We start from the raw sequence: 17,787 nt of genomic DNA on the forward strand, positions 1-17,787 counted from the left end.
TGACCGAAGGTCTCGCCCACCGTCGGGTGCTCCGAGGCGGTTCACTATGCCGGGCCACGCCACCGAGGCGTGAAGCCAGTATGTCGACGCAATGATTGGGGGCTACTCCCCTTCGCTGGGCCAAGGCTAGGAGATTGGACGTCAAATGTCCATTGCCGCACTGAGTTTGGGCACCCGAAGACTTCTGTACGGGTGCGGTCAGGAGGCGAGAAGCATTGCCAAAACTGCAGTGTCGGGGTCGCTGATCGGGTCGAGACCGATCTTGCTCACCAACGAGGTGACGGTCCCGTCGGACTCTGCTTCGACCCAGGCCGCTCGATGTTCGAGGCCGAGATACGGGAGGCCTGGAAGGAGCACGCAACCCGACGCGGCTCCGACACATTCGGGAAGCGTCGGAGTGGTTTCCGACGGTGGGTGCAGCATGAACAGCGCCGACGGTTGGTGCAACGCGAACCTGTCCGGTGTGACGGCCATCTCACCGAGAACCGGTCCCTCTGCGACGACGAGACCTATGCTTCCCGGCTCGGGGTCGTCGGGGAGTTCCTCGCGGACGCCGAACACCGTGGAGGTTCCGAGTAGGCCGGGCATGGACGCGACACGAACGGCCAGTACGAGAAACTGAGCCCATTCCTTCGTTGTGTCCGGCCATCGGCCCGAGACGACGAAGCCGCGGAGCTCTCCACCGGCTTGGAAGGGGGATACTCCGATGAGTACTCGATCGTCCATCACGTAGCTCCCTCATCGCTCCAGACGCCCGACTCGGCAGAGTGGGCCCAGGTAGACCACGTTGGGTAGGGCAAGCATGGATCAGCAATGCACTGGCACACAAGACGGTGAGAGTGCTAGCAATTTTTTGAATACCGGAAAACACGAGTGGGCCATTCTCGCCGCTACTGCGGAGAGAATGGCCCAGTCGTTCGAAATTTTGTGCAGACGAAAATTACGGGAAAATGAGCCCCGGAGTCTTCGACGTCGCTGCCTCGAAGCGTGCCTGGACGTCGGCCCAGTTCACGACGTTCCAGAAGGCCTTGACGTAGTCGGCCTTGACGTTCTTGTACTGCAGGTAGAAGGCGTGCTCCCACATGTCGACCTGCAGCAGCGGGATGATGCCCAGCGGGACGTTGGCCTGCTGGTCGTACAGCTGGAATGTGAGCAGGTTCTTCCCGAGGGAGTCGTACCCCAGGACGGCCCAGCCGGAGCCCTGCAGGCCGTTGGCTGCCGCGGTGAACTGTGCGCGGAACTTGTCGAACGAACCGAACTTGTCGTCCAGCGCTGCGGCTAGTTCGCCCTCGGGCTTGTCGCCACCGTCAGGGGACAGGTTCTTCCACCAGATGGAGTGGTTGACGTGGCCGCCGAGGTGGAACGCGAGGTTCTTCTCGTACAGGAAGATCGAGCCGTGGTCTTCGGCTTCACGAGCCGCAGCCAACTTCTCGATCGCGGTGTTGGCGCCTGCGACGTATGCGGCGTGGTGCTTGGAGTGGTGCAGTTCGTTGATCTCGCCCGAGATGTGGGGCTCGAGGGCGGAGTAATCGAAATCAAGGTCGGGCAGTGTGTACTCGGACACGTGTTTCCCTTCTCTAGCGACGCCGCGCCTTCCGTGGTTCAGGCGCGCTCGTCCTACTTCGGATCATTCGTAGGCTTCAACCCAATCTCATTAGTACCCCTAGTGCAACCGTTGCAATCTTGGACCCCTTTTCGGAATAAATTTCGGTGTGTGCGCCAGCGACTCCAGGTCACGGCGAGGTCACGGGTTGACGCTACGATTCGTCCAGCAGATGAACAGAACCTAAGATTGCCCGCGTGGTCTACTTGCGCAGGTCGAGCAAGCATGCCGACACCCTCACTGCCGCCGAGCGGGTACGCGCACCGCGCGTCGAACTCACCGGCGCGAACCTGCTTCGGTTCCTGGCCGTTCTGGCGGTGTTGTACTCCCACATCTCGTTCTATCTGATCGACGACCGCGGCGAGGGCTGGTGGGTCATCGACGTCGTGACTCGCGTGGCTATCGACGAGGCCGGGCTCAACCGGCACTTGTCCTTCGTCGGCGTCGCCGTCTTCATGATGTTGACAGGTCTGCTGACCACCCGATCGGCCATGCGTCAATCCCGTCGGGACTTCATGGTCAGTCGGCTCGCGCGCCTTGTCCCGGCGTTGTGGTTGGCCGTCGCGGCAGCGATCGTTCTGGTCCGGCTCGGAATCAACGGAATGTTCAGTGGCCAGGACGGCATCACGAACGGTGAAGCCGCGCTCAGCTTCGTTCTCGGTGGATTCTTCCTCAAACCCGAGGTCGCGGTGCTGGGCGTCACCTGGACGCTGACGGTTCAGTTGATGTTCTATCTTTACTGCGTCCTGGCCAGGGATGTCCTGCGGGCGCGGCCGGTCGTCGTTCCGATTGCCGGAGCCGTGCTGTGCGCGGTGGTACTGATCTACAACCTCTACATACCGCAGCCATGGTCGGTACCGATGTTGTCCAAGATCGCGGCCACTCTGCCGACGCTTTTCCTCGGGCAGATCATCTATCTGGGGTGGGCGAAGATCATCGAGTGGCGATGGGTCGTCGTGGCAGTTTTCGCACAGGTCGAGGTGGTGCGATTGGCGACCGATATTCACGCTTACTGGGCAGGGGACCAATACCTCTGGACCATCGTCGTGGTGGCAGGAACAGTCCTTCTACTAGGGCGATACGACGGTCGAATCGCACATTGGGAGCTCGTGCGGTGGACGAGCACTCGCAGTTACGCCATCTATCTGGTGCACACGTTGATCCTGTACCGCGTGTACGAGAACGTCGTCCCGCTGACCGGACCCACCGGTGCGGTCATCGTGTTCGTGGGTGTGACGGCAGTCGTGTCGGAAATGGTCTACCGGTGGGTCGAGGTTCCCGCGGCGCGATGGCTGAACATGCGCTTCCGCAGCGGCGGTACGGTCAAAGCTGGGGAATGACCTCCGACGCCACCAACTCCAGGTGATCGATATCGCTCAGATCCAGCATCTGGAGATACACCCGTCCGGCGCCGAGCTCGCTGTACCGACCGATCTTGTCGACAAGTTCGGCAGGGCTGCCCGCCAGGCCGTTCTCTCGCAGCTCCGGTACCTCGCGACCGATGACCCCCGCACGTCGTGCGATCTCGTCTTCGGTCCGCCCGCAGCACAGGACGAGAGCGGTGGAATAGATCAGGGAATTCGGGTCCCGCCCCGCGGCCGACGCTGCATCGCGTACCCGGCCGAACTGTGCGTCGGTGTCCGCGAGGGAAGCGAACGGAATGTTGAACTCGTCGGCATACTTCGCTGCAAGAGCGGGGGTCCGCTTCTTGCCGCCGCCGCCGATGAGAATGGGCGGGCGGGGTGACTGCACCGGCTTCGGTAGCGCAGGCGAATCGACGATCGGGTAGTACTTCCCGTCACGGGAGAACGTCTCTCCCGACGGCGTTTCCCACAACCCGGTGATAACGGCCAGCGACTCCTCGAGTCTGTCGAAACGCTCACCGAGTGAGGGAAACGGAATGCCGTAAGCTTTGTGTTCCTCCTCGAACCATCCTGCACCCAAACCGAAGTCGACGCGTCCGCCGCTCATGGCATCTACCTGGGCGACGCTGATCGCCAATGGTCCGGGGTAGCGAAATGTCGCGGACGTGACCAGTGTTCCGAGCCTGATCGTCGACGTTTCTCGGGCTATGCCCGCCAACGTGATCCACGCATCCGTCGGTCCGGGGAGGCCGTCGGAGTTCATCGCCATGTAGTGATCTGAGCGGAAGAAGGCGCCGAATCCTGCGCGCTCTGCAGCTTGGGCCACACGGAGAAGGTCGTCGTACGACGCACCTTGCTGTGGCTCGGTGAAGACGCGTAGTTCGACTGTCGTTGTGGCCATGCCTCAATGCTAGAAGCTACGTGCGCATAGTGAGCGATACAGACCGAAGGTCGGCGCCGCCTGTGGATAAAAACCGGCATCGAGCCGTTTTCTGTGGATGGCTCTGTGGAAACTGTGGATAACCTGCGCTGCGGGGACCGAAGAATCCACGGGGGTGGCAGTGTTCACGGGACCCGTGACAAGATCGGGGAGTGTCAGCCTCGGATCTGTCCTCTGTGCCCGCCGCCGAAGTTCCAGTGAAAACGACCGGTTCGGTCGTGCTACTCGATGTCCGCGAAGACGACGAATGGCAACACGGTCATGCACCGGGAGCGCTTCACATTCCCATGAACCAAGTCCCGTCACGGCTCGGCGAGATCGATCAGGATGTCGACCTGTACGTCGTCTGCAAGGCAGGTGGACGCTCCATGCAGGTCGTCCAATACCTCGCGCGGATCGGCTACGAGGCGGCCAATGTCGATGGCGGTATGGACGCGTGGCACGCCGCGGGTCGCCCAGTCGTACGCGACGACGGCGCCGAGGCGAGAATCCTCTAGTGTCCGCATTCCAGGTTTGCGCGCGTTGTGCCACGCGCTGGCCCGTCGGGACGCTACCTGCGGTGTGGTGTCCTCGGTGCCATGGAGTCCTGCTCTCCCCGGTGTCGACGCTGGCCCCCGCTCAGGGTGTTCGAAACTTTCGCTGGGTGGCGCGTCGGCCGAGAAGCAAATCCCCTCGTGTGCAGCGCCTCGCCGCGGCTCCAGCCTCCGCCACCCCCCAGTACGAGCAGATTCCCCGGTGGGGGTTGATCGACAATCCGGCGCCGAAGAAGACGGACGATCCTTCTCGGCGCGAGCGCTGGGCCGAATCGGCGTCCGGATTGCTGACGCTGACGATGGCCCTGTTGGCACTGGCATGCGTCGCCGAAGTGTTTCGATACGGAATTCTGCTCTACAACCGAACTCGGTTGGTGAACCCTAGAGTCCTCATGGCCTCGGATGCACTGGTGGTGTTCGCCGAAGTTGCCTCGATCATCATCGGAGCCTCGGCCGCCGTGGCTGCTGTGTCCTGGCTGGTGGTGCGCCGTGGCGAATACTTCGCCCGCGCAGGTAGCCGCGACCCTCGGAGTGCGAAGACGATGTATCTGGGATCGCTCGTCCCGGCTCTGTCACTGGCGATGCCGGGTGTCTACCTGACCGAACTGGTCGACATTCGAGGCGGAATCGAACGGGCGAAACTTCGGACGCTCGTTCGAGTCTGGTGGGCAGTCTGGGTCCTCGATTGGGCCCTCGTACTCACCGTGACGCTGTGGCGGCTTCGGGACTCACTGCAGGCCGAGGCCGACGGAGTGCTGCTGTCCGCGGTGGGGGCCCTCGTCGCTGCCGCGGTGGCGTTCACGACCGTCCTTCTCATCCGCGGTATCGACAGTCAGGGGCTCCGTGGGACCGACCGCGCCGCCCCGACGCGCTGGGTCATCTCCGTCGACCGCTCGGAGTCTGGGCCAAACCCTTCCAAAACCGAATCTGCAGTAAATAATGAGAAAGTGACGGCCGCGTGAGTCCGAGCCGTCGAGACCCGTTCGTCGTCGCGCATCGCGGTGCGTCGGCCGAGAAGAAGGAGCACACACTCGCCGCCTACGACCTCGCCCTGCGTGAAGGCGCCGACGGCCTCGAATGCGACGTCCGGCTCACTCGTGACGGCCACATCGTCTGCGTCCACGATCGCCGCGTCGACCGAACATCCACCGGATCCGGCCGCGTCAGCGAACTACACCTCGAGGCGCTCAAAGCATTCGACTACGGCGACGAAGCGGAGTCGGCGGAACTGCTGACTCTCAGCGACCTGATCGAACTGGTCCTCGACTGGACGAGCAAGCCGACCAAGCTGTTCATCGAAACGAAGCATCCAGTGCGGTACGGCAGCCTCATCGAAAACAAGGTCCTCGCCGAGTTGCATCGCTACGGATTGGCACAGCCGGCGTCTGCGGACTTCTCGCGGGCGGTCATCATGTCGTTTGCCCCTACCGCTGTTTGGCGAGTGCGCAGATTCGCGCCCTTGTTGCCCACGGTCCTGTTGGGTGAATCCTCGTACTATCTCGGCGGCGGAGCAGCGTCGACGGTCGGCGCGACGGCTATCGGGCCGTCGATCAGGAGCTTGAGCGAGCGCCCATGGATTGTCGATCGAGCTGCGGCTTCCGGGCGTGCAACGTACTGCTGGACCGTCGAGGAGAAGGCAGACGTCGAATTGTGCCGCGATCTGGGTGTCAGCTGGATCGCGACGAACAATCCTGGCCGAACGAGGGCTTGGCTCGACACCTACTAGGAGCGGAGCCTGCGGAGTGACCCTGGGGGCAGGAGCGGAGCCTGCGGAGTGACCCTGGGGGCAGGAGCGGAGCCTGCGGAGTGACCCTGGGGGCAGGAGCGGAGCCTGCGGAGTGACCCTGATAGCGGTCCGACGTGTAGGTTTCGGGCGTGGGTAAGAGCAAAAGAAACAGTGGCCCGAAACAGGGCAGTAATCGTGCAGCGCTGATAGCTGCACGCGAAGCCGAGCGCGCAAGTCTGGAGGCGGCGCCGGTTCGGCCGTTCCAGGGTGTGGCTGCCGAGTGCGATCTCGTTGCTATGCGTGAGTTCGTTCCTTCGGCGACGGCGGTGGCGCCGGTTGATGTGTCCGGTCGGACGATCACCATTGCGACCGTGCTTCCCGGTGCGGTTGCCGCGTTGGTCCGGGAGTCGGATTCGGCGGTGAACGGCTTCGCCGGACTGCAGGTCCAGGCACATTCGGCGAATATTGCGGCCGATTTGGTGAGTGCTCTGGAGTGGGCGCGGCAGGCCGCGCCGGGTGAGTCGTTGGATGCGTCGATCCCGGATGGCAACACGCCTGCACTGGCGGAGGTCCTCGACCCGTCAGCGCAGCTGGACATCACCGTGTACCAGGATTTCAACTGGTGGTTGCCGGAGGGGCGCGAGCCTGCGCCCGATGTGGCTGCAACGGTGGAACGTGCCAACCAGGCGATCATGCCGTCTGCGCGTCTGGAAGGCGACGGTCTCGTCGCTGCCTGGTGGGTCGATGCGGGTGCCAAGGCGCATCTGCGGTGGGTTCGTCCGGAGAGCGAGGACGATCTGATGCTGGCTCTCGCTCGCCTGCATGCGGCAGGGGATCTCACGTTGGGCGAAGGCTCGCGGTACGCCGGTTCGTTCCGTGCGCACGGCCTGTTGGTTCCAGTGTTCGATCTCGATCCCGAAATGCATCCGACCGAGTGGTCTTTGCCGGCCGTGACATTCGGTGAGAAGTTGAACGAGGCACTCACTGTGGAGAGCCCTCTGACGTCCGAGCAGCTGCGCTCCCGCGATGGTCTTCGTGGCCGCCAGGTGACTCTGCGCTGACATTGCGCTGAAACTGAATGTGGAAGCTGTGCCACTGGCATAGCTTCCACATTCAGTTTCAGCGCGTCCGAGGTTTCTACAGGGAGCCGCCTGCAGGTCGCGGTGCGCTGGTGTCCGGTGCTGCGGGAGTACTCATCTCGCGGGCGACGAAGTCTTCCAGATCGAACAGGTTGTGGCCTGCGCGGTCAGCGATGTTGAGCAGCGTCGTCATGCTCGCAACCTCCTCGACCTGCTCCTTGAGGAACCACTGCATGAACTGCTCGCCCACGTAGTCGCCCTCTTCGCGGGCCGTGCTCGCGAGCTGGATGATCTGCTCGGTGACGGTTTCCTCCTGCGCGAGGGCCAGCGCGATGGGCTCGCGTGCGTCGGTGAAGACGGACTTCGACGGATCGACGCCGGTGAGTTCGACGGTGATGTCGCGGTCGAGGAAGTACTGGACGATCATCATCGCGTGGTTGCGCTCTTCCACGGCCTGTGCGTAAAAGTGCTTGGCCAACTGCGGGAGATCGGCATTGTCGAAATACACTGCCGTGGCAATGTATTGGTGCGAAGCGTTGAACTCGTTGCGGATCTGATCACGCAGAAGTGCGTGGAATTTAGAATGTGTGGTGTCTTTGTTGTCAGCGCTCATGTCGTAGAGAATAGGCTGGTCAGAGGGCATTGTCATGCAAGCTCAGCCTTATTGAGGCCACGGTTGCCTACATTGGATTTACCTAATTCTTTATTTTTGCCTGCTTAAGAATCGCCCTTTTTCGGGTCCGGATGCTCTGTGAATTCGAACCATCAGGGACCGCTCGTGAGCAAGTCCTGCGGAATTTGGCGGTCCTGCGCCAGTGCATCGAAGAATTGGGATGCGCGTTCGTTGTCCCATAGCAATACGTTGCCGACGTCGGAGTCTTCGAAGCCGGCGACGGGCACTGTCGTCGTGACGAGATCGCCGCGCATGGCCCATGCCAGCGACGCCAGATTCCAGAAGTGGTCGCCCTCGTCCACGCTGAGCGAGGAGGCGGTGTCCTTCATCAACGGCCAGATGCGCAGTGGGTTGAGATAGGTGGCCGGACTGGTCGCCTTTGCTAGCAGCGCCGACATGAACTGACGCTGATTGTTCATGCGATCGAGGTCGGCGAGGGCCGTTGCACGCGAACGAACGAAGCCGAGCGCGTCGGATCCGGCCAGCTCCTGGCAGCCTGCAGGCAGGCTGATGCCGGCCAGCGGATCGTCGATGGCGGACTGGAGGCAGACGTCGACTCCACCGAGCGCATCGACGATTCCGGCGAAACCGCCGAAGCCGATCTCCGCGTAGTGGTCGATGCGTACCCCGATGGCACCCTCGACGGTCTGCACCAGCAGCGGGGGACCCCCCAAAGCGAACGATGCGTTGAGCTTGTCCTGCCCATTGCCCGGTACCGAGACGTAGGAATCGCGGGGCAAGCTGACCATCGTGGTCGCACCGCGTGCTTCCGGGATGTGAATCAGGATGATCGTGTCGGTACGACTCGGCCCTACCTCACCGCCCGTCGCCAACGCCGCTTCCTGCTCGGGTGTCATCCCGGCGCGGCTGTCGGACCCGACGAGCAGCCAATTGGTGCCCGGGGTGTCGGCGACGCGGCCGTCGTAACTGCTCAGAGCGTCTACGCGCGTCAGTGAGCTGTCGACGAAGTAGACGAGTCCGCCGACGAGAAGTGCCAACACAAGAAAGACAAGGCCGAACCGTCGACCCCAGTGACGCTTTCTGCGCACACGCGGAGGCTTGCTCGGTTCCGGACGCCTGGGTGAGCGTTGTGGGGGAGGAGGGATTCTTCGGCGTGGTGGTTCCCCGCCGTAATTCTGCTCGGTATAGGGCCGTGGGGTCTGGCGGGGGGCCCAGTCCGGTTCGCGCGGGTAATGCTGCGTCGGATTCGGTGGGCGTGACACCGAGCCGGGCTCGGGCGCCTGGGACCAGGCCCGCTGCTGTGAACGACCGTCTCGACGTATGACTTGTGTGCCCTCGGGCGGAAGCGGTGGAGGCTGCCGTCTCTGGGGAGGTGGCCGATAACCGGGGGGAGGCGGCCGTTGGCTGGGAGGGGGACCTTGTCGAGGGTTCCCTCTGTTCCGCTGGTCGTCGTTCACGGATCGACTCTACCTACGGCAGCCATGAGAGATGGCCGCGCAAGGCGGTGTAACCGACGAAAGCAACGATGTCGATGAGTGCATGCGCGATCAGCAGCGGCCATAGTCGGTTGGTCTTCTGCCAGTACCTTCCGAAGACGAGGCCCATGATCAGGTTGCCGATGCCGCCACCGAGTCCCTGGTAGAGGTGGTAGGACCCGCGCAGTAGTGCCGATGCGAGCAGCGAGGAGTTCTCGCTGAATCCCAGGCGTCGCAACCGGGAGATCACATAAGCAACCACGATGATTTCTTCGGCGGCCGAATTGGCGAATGCGTATGCAACGAGAGCGGGGATTCGCCACCAATGATCGTCGATCGTGCTCGGCACGACAGTGAGATTGAGCCCGAGGGCGTTGGCGACGAGGTAGAGCAGCAGTCCGGGGATGCCGATCAGCGCGGCCAGACCCAGCCCGGGTAAAGCATCGTTTTTCCACTTCGGTTTCGCAAGGCCGATGAGACGAGGCCCCAGGCCCGCCCGCCACAGCAGATACACCCCGAGAGCGCCCCAGGCGCAGAGTCGGAGGATCCGCAGAAGTTGATAGAGCAGATCGATGATCCCGAGGCTCGAGCTCGAGGTGTTCAACGCGACGGTCTGTTCCGACAGGCTGCCCGCAACCATCGCGTCTTCGACGAGCGAGAGGATGCTGCTCAGTCCGCTGAGCCCGAACGTGACCAGCAGGACGATCGCGATCTCGATCTTGATTGCTCGTCGCTCGGTCGGGTCCGGTGGTGGGCCGGCGTCAGGCGTGGGTGGCGACAGCCAGCCTTTGAGGGCGATCACGTTACGAGTGTGCCCTGTCGACCGTTGCTGTCAGCTGCGAGCACGCAGTCCGTTCAGAAACGGGCATCCGGCGAGTACGCGGAGGGCACGGCTCAACGCCATGCTGTCGTCGACGGGCTGAGGGAAAGGTAACCGCACGTCGTTGTCGCCGTGTTCGCTTTCGATGCGCAGGCTGATCCCGTACCGATCGATCCCCAGCGGCCGAATTCGGCCTCGACGAAGCGAGGGCGGCAGTCTTCTGGCCAGCTGATCGATGAGCTCGGGATGGTCGACGTCGAGGTGCTGCAGCCAGCTCGTCTCCAACTCCCAGAAGGGATCGGGTGCGGCGGTGAGGAGGTCTTCGACGTCTACGGGTTCGGCGCCGGTGCTGTCGGCGACCACCGATGACGAGATGATCAGGCGGAGAAGGATCGTTCCGTGACCGATGTCGAGCAACGCCGGATGGGGGTGTTCGACAGCTACGGCGTCGGCTATCGGCCGCATGAGCGGAACGGGCACGGATCGGAGTTCCCCGCGCAGCCACACCAGTGAGCGGACCGATTCGCGCAGCTCCAGCGGTGTGTGATCGGTCAGTTCGAGTACCGCGGGTACCCCGTCTAGCGAGGGTTGTCGAGCGAGCGTCGCCAAGGACGAGTCCTCCGGCACCGCAACTATCACTTCTCCGTTCGAGCGCAAGTGATGAAGCAGGGTGACGACAGGTTCGGTTCCCTCGATGGCCAGCCGCGCACCCTCGGCACGCGCGCAGGCGCTGCGGACTCGTTCAGCGGTGGACGGTCCGATGGTGGTTGCGCTGATCATGGGTTCCTCCGATGCGATACCTAGTAGGTGAGGCAAGCCTAAGTTAGTTGACGCTTGCCTCGATCGCAAGTGTTCGGCGTCAGTTTCCCCGGTCTACCGTGTAACCGTGTCCATTCCACTCACTCTGGGTGCGCCCCACCGACCCGATCCTCAGGCGCTCGTAGCCGGGCTTCTCCAGCAGCGATGCCGCACCACCGCCGACGTCTCGAGCTGTCCCGACGCCGTCACCACCGGCCCCCCGGTCATCGACGCCTCGGCCCTGACTGCGGTGCGAACCGAGCGGAACTTCGGCCGGATCGTCGTCGACCTCGACATCGATCCGGACGAGCTTCGGAAGAATCGATACGCGTCGTACGAGGTGGTCAGATACCACGTGAACGTGCGCGAGGACACGCTCCCGGAAGCCACGTCACTGCGGCTGCCGTCGCCGCTGGTGATTTTTCCTGATCTGAACGAAGGCGATGTCATGGAGACGGTGACGGCGATCGTCGACTCGCATCGCAGTCCTGGTTTCGGAGCGTGGGAATCTTCGCGTCGGATCGCCGATGTCCTTGCGGTGGTCGCGCACGCCGAAACCGGATTCTCCGCTCGCGCGCGATCGGGTGAAGAGGTACTCGCGATCCTTGCGGCCACCGTCGCTGCACTTCGGGGCGACGACATACTGCGGGCTCTGGCCGAACCCGACGTCGATGCTCTGATCGCGCTACGGCCGGAGGCGGCCGAAGCAGTGAGGACGGTGTTGCTCGGCATCGAAGTGGACGACGCGGTCGGCGCGCACGCAGTCCTTCTCTCAGCCGGCCTTCTTGCAGACTGATTGGTCCGACGCATTTCAGCGGACCCAGTAACCTCGGATCGTGCCTGCAATCGCGTATTTCGGTCCATCGGGAACATTCACCGAGATGGCCCTCGGTCAATTCACTTCGCTCGGCGTTCTCGACGAACTCGGGTTCACCGGAGAGGTCGAGCGAGTCCCGCTGACGAGCCCTCCGTCGACATTGCAGGCGGTTCGCGACGGCGATGTGGTGGCAGCCGTCGTGCCGATCGAGAGCTCGGTCGAGGGGTCGGTTCCTCCGACTCTGGACGCCCTCGCTGTCGGAACGAGATTGCAAATTCTCGCCGAGACCGAGATAGAGGTGGCCTTCTCGATCCTCGGTGCACCCGGCATGACGCTGGCCGAGGTTCGAACGATCTGCGCGTATCCCATTGCTGCAAACCAAATTCGGCAATGGCTCGACGCGAACCTCCCTGGCGTGGAGGTGCACTTCGCCTCGTCCAACGCCGGCGCTGCCGAGGACGTCGCTGCCGGACTTGCCGATGCCGCAGTATCGACGGCTCTCGCGGGTGAACGCCTCGGACTTCCGGCATTGGCCCACGGTGTCGCCGACGTCGCCAATGCGCGCACTCGGTTCGTCCTCGTCGGAGCCCCGCGGCCTGCGCTCGCCCCCACCGGAGCGGATCGCACCGCGGTGGTGTTGATGCCGGACAATGAGCCCGGCGCTCTGCTCGGTGCACTGTCCGAGTTCGGGATCCGCGACATCGACCTCACCAGAATCGAATCACGGCCCACCAGAACCGAATTCGGGACCTACCGGTTCTACGTCGATTGCGTCGGACACATCGATGACCCAGCAGTGTCCGAAGCTCTCGCAGCGCTGCATCGCAAGATGGAACTTCGATACCTCGGATCTTGGCCTGTCGCCACGGGAACAGGAAGGACGCCCCCGTCGTTGGACAAGGAGATCGAGTGGTTGGCGGGATTGCGCGCCGGAAAAGGGGACAGATGACTGGCAAGCTGATCCTCGTCCGACATGGCCAGACGTTCGGCAACGTAGCCAAAAGGTTGGACACGCGTCCGCCCGGGGCCGCCCTCACTGATTTCGGTCATGAGCAGGCGAGGAACTACGGGCAGTCCATAGCGGGGAGACCGCCCTCCGTACTCGTGTCGTCAGTTGCTTTGCGAGCACGGCAAACCGCTGAACACATTGCGCTGGCCACATCCTCGAGAATGCTCGAGCGTGATGGCCTACAGGAAGCCTCCGCAGGCGATTGGGAGGATCGCACCGACAAGGAAGCGCACGACGGATTCACCGCCGTCTACGGTGCATGGCACCGTGGTGATCTCGACGCGCAGGCGCCGGGCGGCGAGACCGGCCGCAGCGTTCTCGACCGCTACGTGCCGGTCCTCGAGCAATTACGCGAGCAGTACCTGTTCGAGGATGATCCACGCGATGTGGTGGTGGTCGGTCACGGTGCTGCCATCAGATTGGTCGGTGGCATATTGGGCGGTGTGGATGGCACATTCGCTGCCGCCAACCACCTCGACAACACCGGGACCGTCGAGCTCGCGCCACTTGCAGGTGGCGGCTGGGCATGTGTCCGCTGGGGGACCTTCGTCCTGCCGTTTCAAGGCAAAGGCAGCCACGCGCTCGACGATCCGATCAGCTGACTGCACTGATCAGCCGGCCGTACCCGCGATGAGCTCCTCGATCGCAGATCTCACGCGACCATCCGAACCAGGCGACAACGACGTCCATTGTCGGCCGTCCGCTGCCATGCTCGACGTCGCCACGATCCGGCCACGCCGAGTGTCGAAGAACGCAACCGGATTCTGCCCGACGGTTCGGACTCCGGGACCGACCGTGACCGAGGTGATCTCGGCGTGGGCCGAGCATGTGCTCATGGCTGCGGCGACGTCGGCAGCTGCCGAGTCCTCGATTCCGATGTGGGAGAGTCTCGCCGAAGTGGCGACGCGATCGGTCGGTTCGCCGTCGAGTGCCTCCGCCAGAAGATCTGTCTCCGCGGCGATTCCGTGAAACTCGAACGGCCTTCTCACGCCGAGTGCATCGAGCAGTTCCTGCGCCGGATCCCCGACCGAAGCGCGTAGGCGGAGCCACCCACCCGAAGCCACAGCGAGAACCGAACCGCTCTCGTTGGACGCCAAGGCGATCCGGGTCATCGAAGAGTCGCTGGTGAAGGGTCTGTTGATCAGTCGCGCAGCGATGAACCACCGCGGCCGATCCAGAACACGCAACCACATCTCGAGGTCGGGATGGACGCGACCGTCGGGCAACAATCCGTCGTGATCGAGACCGTCGTGCCCACGACGAAGTGCCGCCGCTTGGTTGGCAGCCCTATCGAACCGCGGGAATACGTCCAGCACTACCGGCAGCTCGACGATTCCGAGGGCCTCGACGAGGTAGTCCATCCGATCGGCGTCGAGCTCGGCAGAGGGAACGGTGTGGCCGAGAGGTCTAGTCCCCAAGTCGATCAACGATCGTTCCATGTCGGTTCCGCGCCGATGACCGACGGTGCAACCGTGCGGCCGTCACCGAAGTGCTCGAATTGCTTCAGATAACCGGGCGTCCGGTGCTCTTCGTCTTCGTCACCCTGAGCCCCGGCTGCCGATGCCGGACCACCGGCACCGCGGGCCGTGGCTGCAGCATCGTTCGCACCCGGCCCGAACACACCCGAGCCGTTCACACCTGCCAGAACGCGCTCACTACCTGCCGTCGGTGACGCGCCCCCCCGGTCCGTTGGGCGCCCCGAACGCGGTGCTACCGAGACCGCCCGACCCCCGGCCGAAGCCGACCACACCGGGGCCCGCTGACCCGGTGGAACCGATGGACCCGAAGGACATTGCGCGCGTTGCCGCCGAACCCGGTGTTCCAGCGTCGGCTCTGCTTGCGGCCACGAGCGGTGATCCTGCCGAGCCCTGCGAAAAGTTCTGTGAGTTCATGAACGTCGATACCGCGGATCCGCCGACGTTGGTGGCCGCTGACGCAACGGTGGTGACGCTGGAGCCGGCGATCGAACCCGCGGAGCCGGCCACCTGCCCCGCGGCAGCCGCCAACGCAGGATTCTGAACTGCTGCTGTAGCTGCGGCGATGACCGCCTGCGCGGGTGAGGTGTGAGCGCTGAACCCGAAGGCTGTCGTTTCCTCGTAGGAGGTGCCTCCGGCGATAGTGCCGTCGGGTCCAGAGGGGTCACCGGAAGTGTCGTTGACGATCTCGGGCGGCCGATCGAACGAGACCGTGATGGCCAGGGGTGTCGTCGCAGCTTCGTAGCCGTCCATGACGAGCGCGGCCCGAACGTCGAGCACGCTATCCGCCACTTCGAGCGCTTCGGCGCTGCCGTTCAGTGCGCCACCAGAGCTGTAGGCGGCAACTTTGGCGGATTTCACAGCAGCTATCTCCACCGGATTCGGCATCGCAGCGACCGCAGTCGTATAGGCCGCAGCCTCGGCGAAAGCGTGTCCGCTGATCTCGGTGGCAAGCGCTGCCGCACCCTGCGTCCACGCCAAAAATCCGCCGAAGCGAGCCTGGGCCGCATTGGCCGCCTCGCCTTCCCAGCCGGCCGCGAGTACAGCCATGACCCGACCCACTGTGATCGACGCGTCGGTATAGGCGGCCGCAACCGACCCCCATGCGCCCGCGGCACCGATCAGCGGGGCAGGACCGGTTCCGAGCAGCAACGCCCCTGAATTGACTGTCGCGGTGCGTGGTAGCCACACGACCCCCGTTACTCCCAGTGTCACAACATTTCCCCCGTCATTTACCCAGCCCTGCATTTGCCCAGCCCTGCATTTGCCCAGCCCCGTCAGTGCTCGTCGGTGGTCAGCGCGTACAGATAGCCGTTCTTCAGATTGTCAGTGCCCGACTGTGTTCGAAGTCGACATCTCGGTACGCGGACGCCTGTGCCCGCAGTGCGACAGCAGACTCGATCAGTTCGCTGATCGCGTCGGTGGCGGCGGGAGTGAACGAACCCGCAGCGTGAAGGAAGTAGCGATTGGCGAGCAGTGAGACTTCCTCGCTGCCGGCGGGTGTGATCTCGATGGGCATCGCCACGGTCGTCAGACTCGCCTGGAGCCGAGCTGCCAGGGCATCCAACTCGGCAGCGGCCGCCTCGAGGGCAACCGGGTCGACGCGCACATTTCCTGGCATAACCCCACTCCTTCATCACGCAGCTTCATCACGCAGCGAAAATTTCGCCCTCGTAGAACTTTGACGACGGCACTGAGCAATCGGTTCCACTCCGCGTGAAAAAGCTTCAGGTGATTTTTTCTGCCGCAGACCGAAGGGTCCATCGCCCGCCTCGGAAGTGCAGATTCGTCACCGTCGCAGGAGGGATGTCCACCCGCCAGAACGAGGACGACGGCGCGTCGAGTGCCCTGACGACGACGGCGCGGACGACAGCAGGATGCGTGACCGCCAGCAGTCGACGCCGCTCGGTCGTCACCCTGTTCATCCAACGCCCGACACGGTCGAACAGTGCGTCGATCGACTCACCACCCGGTGGGACGGTAGAGGTGTCGGTGAGCCACCCCAGCAGCTCGGACTCGTCCAGGTCATCCATCGTTCGGCCGGCCCACCCGCCGAAATCGAGGTCGGCGAGGTCGGCGACGATGGCTCCCTGCACGCCGAGTACCGCCGCAGTCTGTCGAGTTCTCCGCTCCGGGGCGATCATGGTCATCTCGGCGGCCGAGTCGAATGTGAGTTCCTCCAGCCGCTTCAACCCGCCTGAATCGACCGGTTCGTCCGAATGGAACCTGGCGCGTCGCATTGCCTCGGTCGTGCCATGGCTGACCAGCGAGAGTCGCGTCACTGTCGACGGCACCGGGCACTCCTCTCCACGCATGGGCTCTTCGCACCCTGGTTCCGATTGACACCGGGCTGAGATCGGTGCCAGAGTTCGCTGGTAAGCGCGATGTGTACAGGCAATTCCGGTGTGAATCCGGAGCGGTTGCGCCACTGTGATCGGACCTCAGCGGTTCCGAGAGCCAGAAAACTGACACATCGCTTCGGTTCGAAAGGGACGCACAATCCCAGGAGGCATTCCATCATGGCCATCGTTCACAATCCCAGCAACGCCACGGAGTCGGCTGCCCTCGCAGTCGTCGTCGCGGCGGTGGTGCTTCTCGCATTCGTCGTGCTCTACCTGGTCGGTTTCGACCAGGGCGCCATTTCACGTAGTGGAATGTACATGCACGAACTGATGCACGACGGACGCCACCTGCTGGGTCTCCCGTGCCACTGACCACGTCGTCCCCGCGTGTGACCGCATTGCAGGGGACCTATCTCCAGTTGCTCGTCCGTGGACTCCTGGCGGGTCTCATCGCAGGTTTGCTCGCGGGCACCGTCGCGTTCGTCATCGGTGAGCCGCACGTGGATGCGGCCATCGCCATCGAAGAGGCGGCAGGTGCACATTCGCACGCCGAAGTCACTCCGGGCGCTCACTCGCACGACGAAGAGGATGCACTCGTCAGCCGTGACGGCCAGCGGGTGGGGCTGTTCCTCGCAACCGGTCTGGCCGGACTCGCGCTCGGTGCGATCTTCGCGACGGTGCTGCACTACGCGCGACGGTTCACCTCCCTGTCCGGGTCGACGCTCGCCATTGCTGCCGGCGCGCTCGGTTGGCTGGCAATCGAAGCTGTGCCGTTCTTCAAGTATCCGGCCAATCCACCTGCCGTAGGCGACCCCGACACCATCGACCAGCGCACCTGGCTTTGGCTCGCTTCGGTCGTTCTCGGGTTGTTGGCGGTAGCAATTGGGCTCTACGTCGCAAAAACAGTGGCGTCGCACAGTTCGCTCGCCGTTCGGATCGCGGCTCCGCTGGCGGCGTTCCTCGTCGTCGTAGGCCTGGGATACGTACTGCTGCCCACGATCGACGAGGTCGGCGCGGACTTCCCGGCAACACTGCTGTGGGAGTTCCGACTGTCCTCACTGGCGATACAGGCCACCCTGTGGACCGCGCTCGGCTTGGCGTTCGCGTTCCTCACCGATCGGGCCGTCGGCAAGGATCGGGAGTCGGTCGCGGCGTAGCTGTCGGGTTCAGCT

Annotated in this window: 22 protein-coding genes and 1 riboswitch; of the genes, 10 read left to right on the forward strand and 12 right to left on the reverse strand. The window is 63.7% G+C overall.

Features of this window, described 5'->3' with window-relative positions:
- Window positions 1–198: 198 nt before the first annotated feature.
- Window positions 199–726: a peptidase gene (locus BJI47_RS03745; RefSeq protein ID WP_088942470.1), complete on the reverse strand. Its 528-nt coding sequence runs from the start codon at window positions 724–726 to the stop codon at window positions 199–201.
- 214 nt (window positions 727–940) lie between these two features.
- A complete protein-coding gene (locus tag BJI47_RS03750) occupies window positions 941–1,564 on the reverse strand; it encodes a superoxide dismutase (RefSeq protein ID WP_088942471.1) in 624 nt (207 codons plus the stop codon).
- A 329-nt stretch (window positions 1,565–1,893) separates the two neighbouring features.
- Between BJI47_RS03750 and BJI47_RS03755 the strand changes: the two genes are divergently transcribed.
- Entirely contained in the window at window positions 1,894–2,943 is a 1,050-nt protein-coding gene (locus BJI47_RS03755) for an acyltransferase (protein ID WP_254900363.1), read from the forward strand.
- Here BJI47_RS03755 and BJI47_RS03760 read toward each other — a convergent pair.
- The gene (locus BJI47_RS03760) at window positions 2,927–3,868 is read right to left on the reverse strand and encodes an LLM class F420-dependent oxidoreductase (RefSeq protein WP_088942473.1); all 942 of its coding nucleotides are present in this window, start codon (window positions 3,866–3,868) and stop codon (window positions 2,927–2,929) included. The genes BJI47_RS03755 and BJI47_RS03760 overlap by 17 nt on opposite strands.
- 191 nt (window positions 3,869–4,059) lie before the next feature.
- On the opposite strand from BJI47_RS03760, the gene BJI47_RS03765 reads away from it, so the two are divergent.
- The 4 genes from BJI47_RS03765 (at window position 4,060) to BJI47_RS03780 (ending at window position 7,227) form a co-directional block, all read left to right on the forward strand.
- Window positions 4,060–4,404 (forward strand): rhodanese-like domain-containing protein, encoded by a 345-nt coding sequence (locus BJI47_RS03765; RefSeq protein ID WP_254900358.1) that lies wholly within the window; start codon window positions 4,060–4,062, stop codon window positions 4,402–4,404.
- A 179-nt stretch (window positions 4,405–4,583) separates the two neighbouring features.
- The gene (locus tag BJI47_RS03770) at window positions 4,584–5,402 is read left to right on the forward strand and encodes a DUF4328 domain-containing protein (protein WP_088942474.1); all 819 of its coding nucleotides are present in this window, start codon (window positions 4,584–4,586) and stop codon (window positions 5,400–5,402) included.
- The gene (locus tag BJI47_RS03775) at window positions 5,399–6,166 is read left to right on the forward strand and encodes a glycerophosphodiester phosphodiesterase family protein (protein WP_088942475.1); all 768 of its coding nucleotides are present in this window, start codon (window positions 5,399–5,401) and stop codon (window positions 6,164–6,166) included. Before BJI47_RS03770 ends, BJI47_RS03775 begins: the two co-directional genes overlap by 4 nt.
- A gap of 149 nt (window positions 6,167–6,315) precedes the next feature.
- Complete coding sequence (locus BJI47_RS03780) at window positions 6,316–7,227, forward strand: DUF5926 family protein (RefSeq protein ID WP_176224661.1); 912 nt, start codon at window positions 6,316–6,318, stop codon at window positions 7,225–7,227.
- A 76-nt stretch (window positions 7,228–7,303) separates the two neighbouring features.
- On the opposite strand, the gene BJI47_RS03785 is transcribed toward BJI47_RS03780, so the two are convergent.
- From BJI47_RS03785 to BJI47_RS03800, 4 genes are all read right to left on the reverse strand, one after another.
- Window positions 7,304–7,858: a ferritin gene (locus BJI47_RS03785; protein WP_088942476.1), complete on the reverse strand. Its 555-nt coding sequence runs from the start codon at window positions 7,856–7,858 to the stop codon at window positions 7,304–7,306.
- Between the two features lie 152 nt (window positions 7,859–8,010).
- Window positions 8,011–9,201, reverse strand: coding sequence for an LCP family protein (locus BJI47_RS03790; protein WP_254900364.1), 1,191 nt, complete (start codon window positions 9,199–9,201; stop codon window positions 8,011–8,013).
- 148 nt (window positions 9,202–9,349) lie between these two features.
- Window positions 9,350–10,156: a CPBP family intramembrane glutamic endopeptidase gene (locus BJI47_RS03795; protein WP_088942478.1), complete on the reverse strand. Its 807-nt coding sequence runs from the start codon at window positions 10,154–10,156 to the stop codon at window positions 9,350–9,352.
- Between the two features lie 30 nt (window positions 10,157–10,186).
- The gene (locus BJI47_RS03800) at window positions 10,187–10,954 is read right to left on the reverse strand and encodes a DUF2470 domain-containing protein (protein ID WP_088942479.1); all 768 of its coding nucleotides are present in this window, start codon (window positions 10,952–10,954) and stop codon (window positions 10,187–10,189) included.
- Window positions 10,955–11,060: 106 nt separating this feature from the next.
- Between BJI47_RS03800 and BJI47_RS03805 the strand changes: the two genes are divergently transcribed.
- The 3 genes from BJI47_RS03805 to BJI47_RS03815 are packed head-to-tail and all read left to right on the forward strand — an operon-like array spanning window position 11,061 to window position 13,400.
- Window positions 11,061–11,768 (forward strand): hypothetical protein, encoded by a 708-nt coding sequence (locus BJI47_RS03805; protein ID WP_088942480.1) that lies wholly within the window; start codon window positions 11,061–11,063, stop codon window positions 11,766–11,768.
- 40 nt (window positions 11,769–11,808) lie between these two features.
- Entirely contained in the window at window positions 11,809–12,738 is a 930-nt protein-coding gene (gene pheA, locus BJI47_RS03810) for a prephenate dehydratase (protein WP_088942481.1), read from the forward strand.
- On the forward strand, window positions 12,735–13,400 hold the full coding sequence (locus BJI47_RS03815) for a histidine phosphatase family protein (RefSeq protein ID WP_088942482.1): 666 nt from the start codon (window positions 12,735–12,737) through the stop codon (window positions 13,398–13,400). Before pheA ends, BJI47_RS03815 begins: the two co-directional genes overlap by 4 nt.
- A 9-nt stretch (window positions 13,401–13,409) precedes the next feature.
- Here BJI47_RS03815 and BJI47_RS03820 read toward each other — a convergent pair whose 3' ends face one another.
- The 5 genes from BJI47_RS03820 to BJI47_RS03835 form a co-directional block, all read right to left on the reverse strand.
- Window positions 13,410–14,237: an ESX secretion-associated protein EspG gene (locus BJI47_RS03820; RefSeq protein ID WP_254900359.1), complete on the reverse strand. Its 828-nt coding sequence runs from the start codon at window positions 14,235–14,237 to the stop codon at window positions 13,410–13,412.
- Window positions 14,222–14,434, reverse strand: coding sequence for a hypothetical protein (locus BJI47_RS24420; RefSeq protein ID WP_254900360.1), 213 nt, complete (start codon window positions 14,432–14,434; stop codon window positions 14,222–14,224). Before BJI47_RS24420 ends, BJI47_RS03820 begins: the two co-directional genes overlap by 16 nt.
- Before the next feature lie 19 nt (window positions 14,435–14,453).
- A complete protein-coding gene (locus BJI47_RS03825; protein WP_254900361.1) occupies window positions 14,454–15,488 on the reverse strand; it encodes a PPE domain-containing protein in 1,035 nt (344 codons plus the stop codon).
- A 103-nt stretch (window positions 15,489–15,591) separates the two neighbouring features.
- On the reverse strand, window positions 15,592–15,894 hold the full coding sequence (locus BJI47_RS03830) for a PE domain-containing protein (protein ID WP_088942483.1): 303 nt from the start codon (window positions 15,892–15,894) through the stop codon (window positions 15,592–15,594).
- Between the two features lie 106 nt (window positions 15,895–16,000).
- Window positions 16,001–16,567, reverse strand: a complete 567-nt coding sequence (locus tag BJI47_RS03835; RefSeq protein WP_088942511.1) for a histidine phosphatase family protein — start codon at window positions 16,565–16,567, stop codon at window positions 16,001–16,003.
- Window positions 16,568–16,622: 55 nt separating this feature from the next.
- A riboswitch (cobalamin riboswitch) is annotated at window positions 16,623–16,761 on the forward strand.
- 31 nt (window positions 16,762–16,792) lie between these two features.
- Between BJI47_RS03835 and BJI47_RS03840 the strand changes: the two genes are divergently transcribed.
- Complete coding sequence (locus tag BJI47_RS03840; protein WP_084348167.1) at window positions 16,793–16,987, forward strand: CbtB-domain containing protein; 195 nt, start codon at window positions 16,793–16,795, stop codon at window positions 16,985–16,987.
- Between the two features lie 26 nt (window positions 16,988–17,013).
- Window positions 17,014–17,772: a CbtA family protein gene (locus tag BJI47_RS03845; protein WP_088942512.1), complete on the forward strand. Its 759-nt coding sequence runs from the start codon at window positions 17,014–17,016 to the stop codon at window positions 17,770–17,772.
- Window positions 17,773–17,787: the final 15 nt, after the last annotated feature.

It is taken from the genome of Rhodococcus sp. 1168 (assembly GCF_002091955.1).
GTDB lineage: Bacteria > Actinomycetota > Actinomycetes > Mycobacteriales > Mycobacteriaceae > Rhodococcoides.

Coding starts and splice junctions, on each gene's coding strand:
- BJI47_RS03760 (WP_088942473.1), bottom strand. CDS start 3,868: ATGGCCACAACGACAGTCGAACTACGCGTCTTCACCGAGCCACAGCAA.
- BJI47_RS03745 (WP_088942470.1), bottom strand. CDS start 726: ATGGACGATCGAGTACTCATCGGAGTATCCCCCTTCCAAGCCGGTGGA.
- BJI47_RS03785 (WP_088942476.1), bottom strand. CDS start 7,858: ATGAGCGCTGACAACAAAGACACCACACATTCTAAATTCCACGCACTT.
- BJI47_RS03840 (WP_084348167.1), top strand. CDS start 16,793: ATGGCCATCGTTCACAATCCCAGCAACGCCACGGAGTCGGCTGCCCTC.
- BJI47_RS03815 (WP_088942482.1), top strand. CDS start 12,735: ATGACTGGCAAGCTGATCCTCGTCCGACATGGCCAGACGTTCGGCAAC.
- BJI47_RS03830 (WP_088942483.1), bottom strand. CDS start 15,894: ATGCCAGGAAATGTGCGCGTCGACCCGGTTGCCCTCGAGGCGGCCGCT.
- BJI47_RS03820 (WP_254900359.1), bottom strand. CDS start 14,237: ATGGAACGATCGTTGATCGACTTGGGGACTAGACCTCTCGGCCACACC.
- BJI47_RS03800 (WP_088942479.1), bottom strand. CDS start 10,954: ATGATCAGCGCAACCACCATCGGACCGTCCACCGCTGAACGAGTCCGC.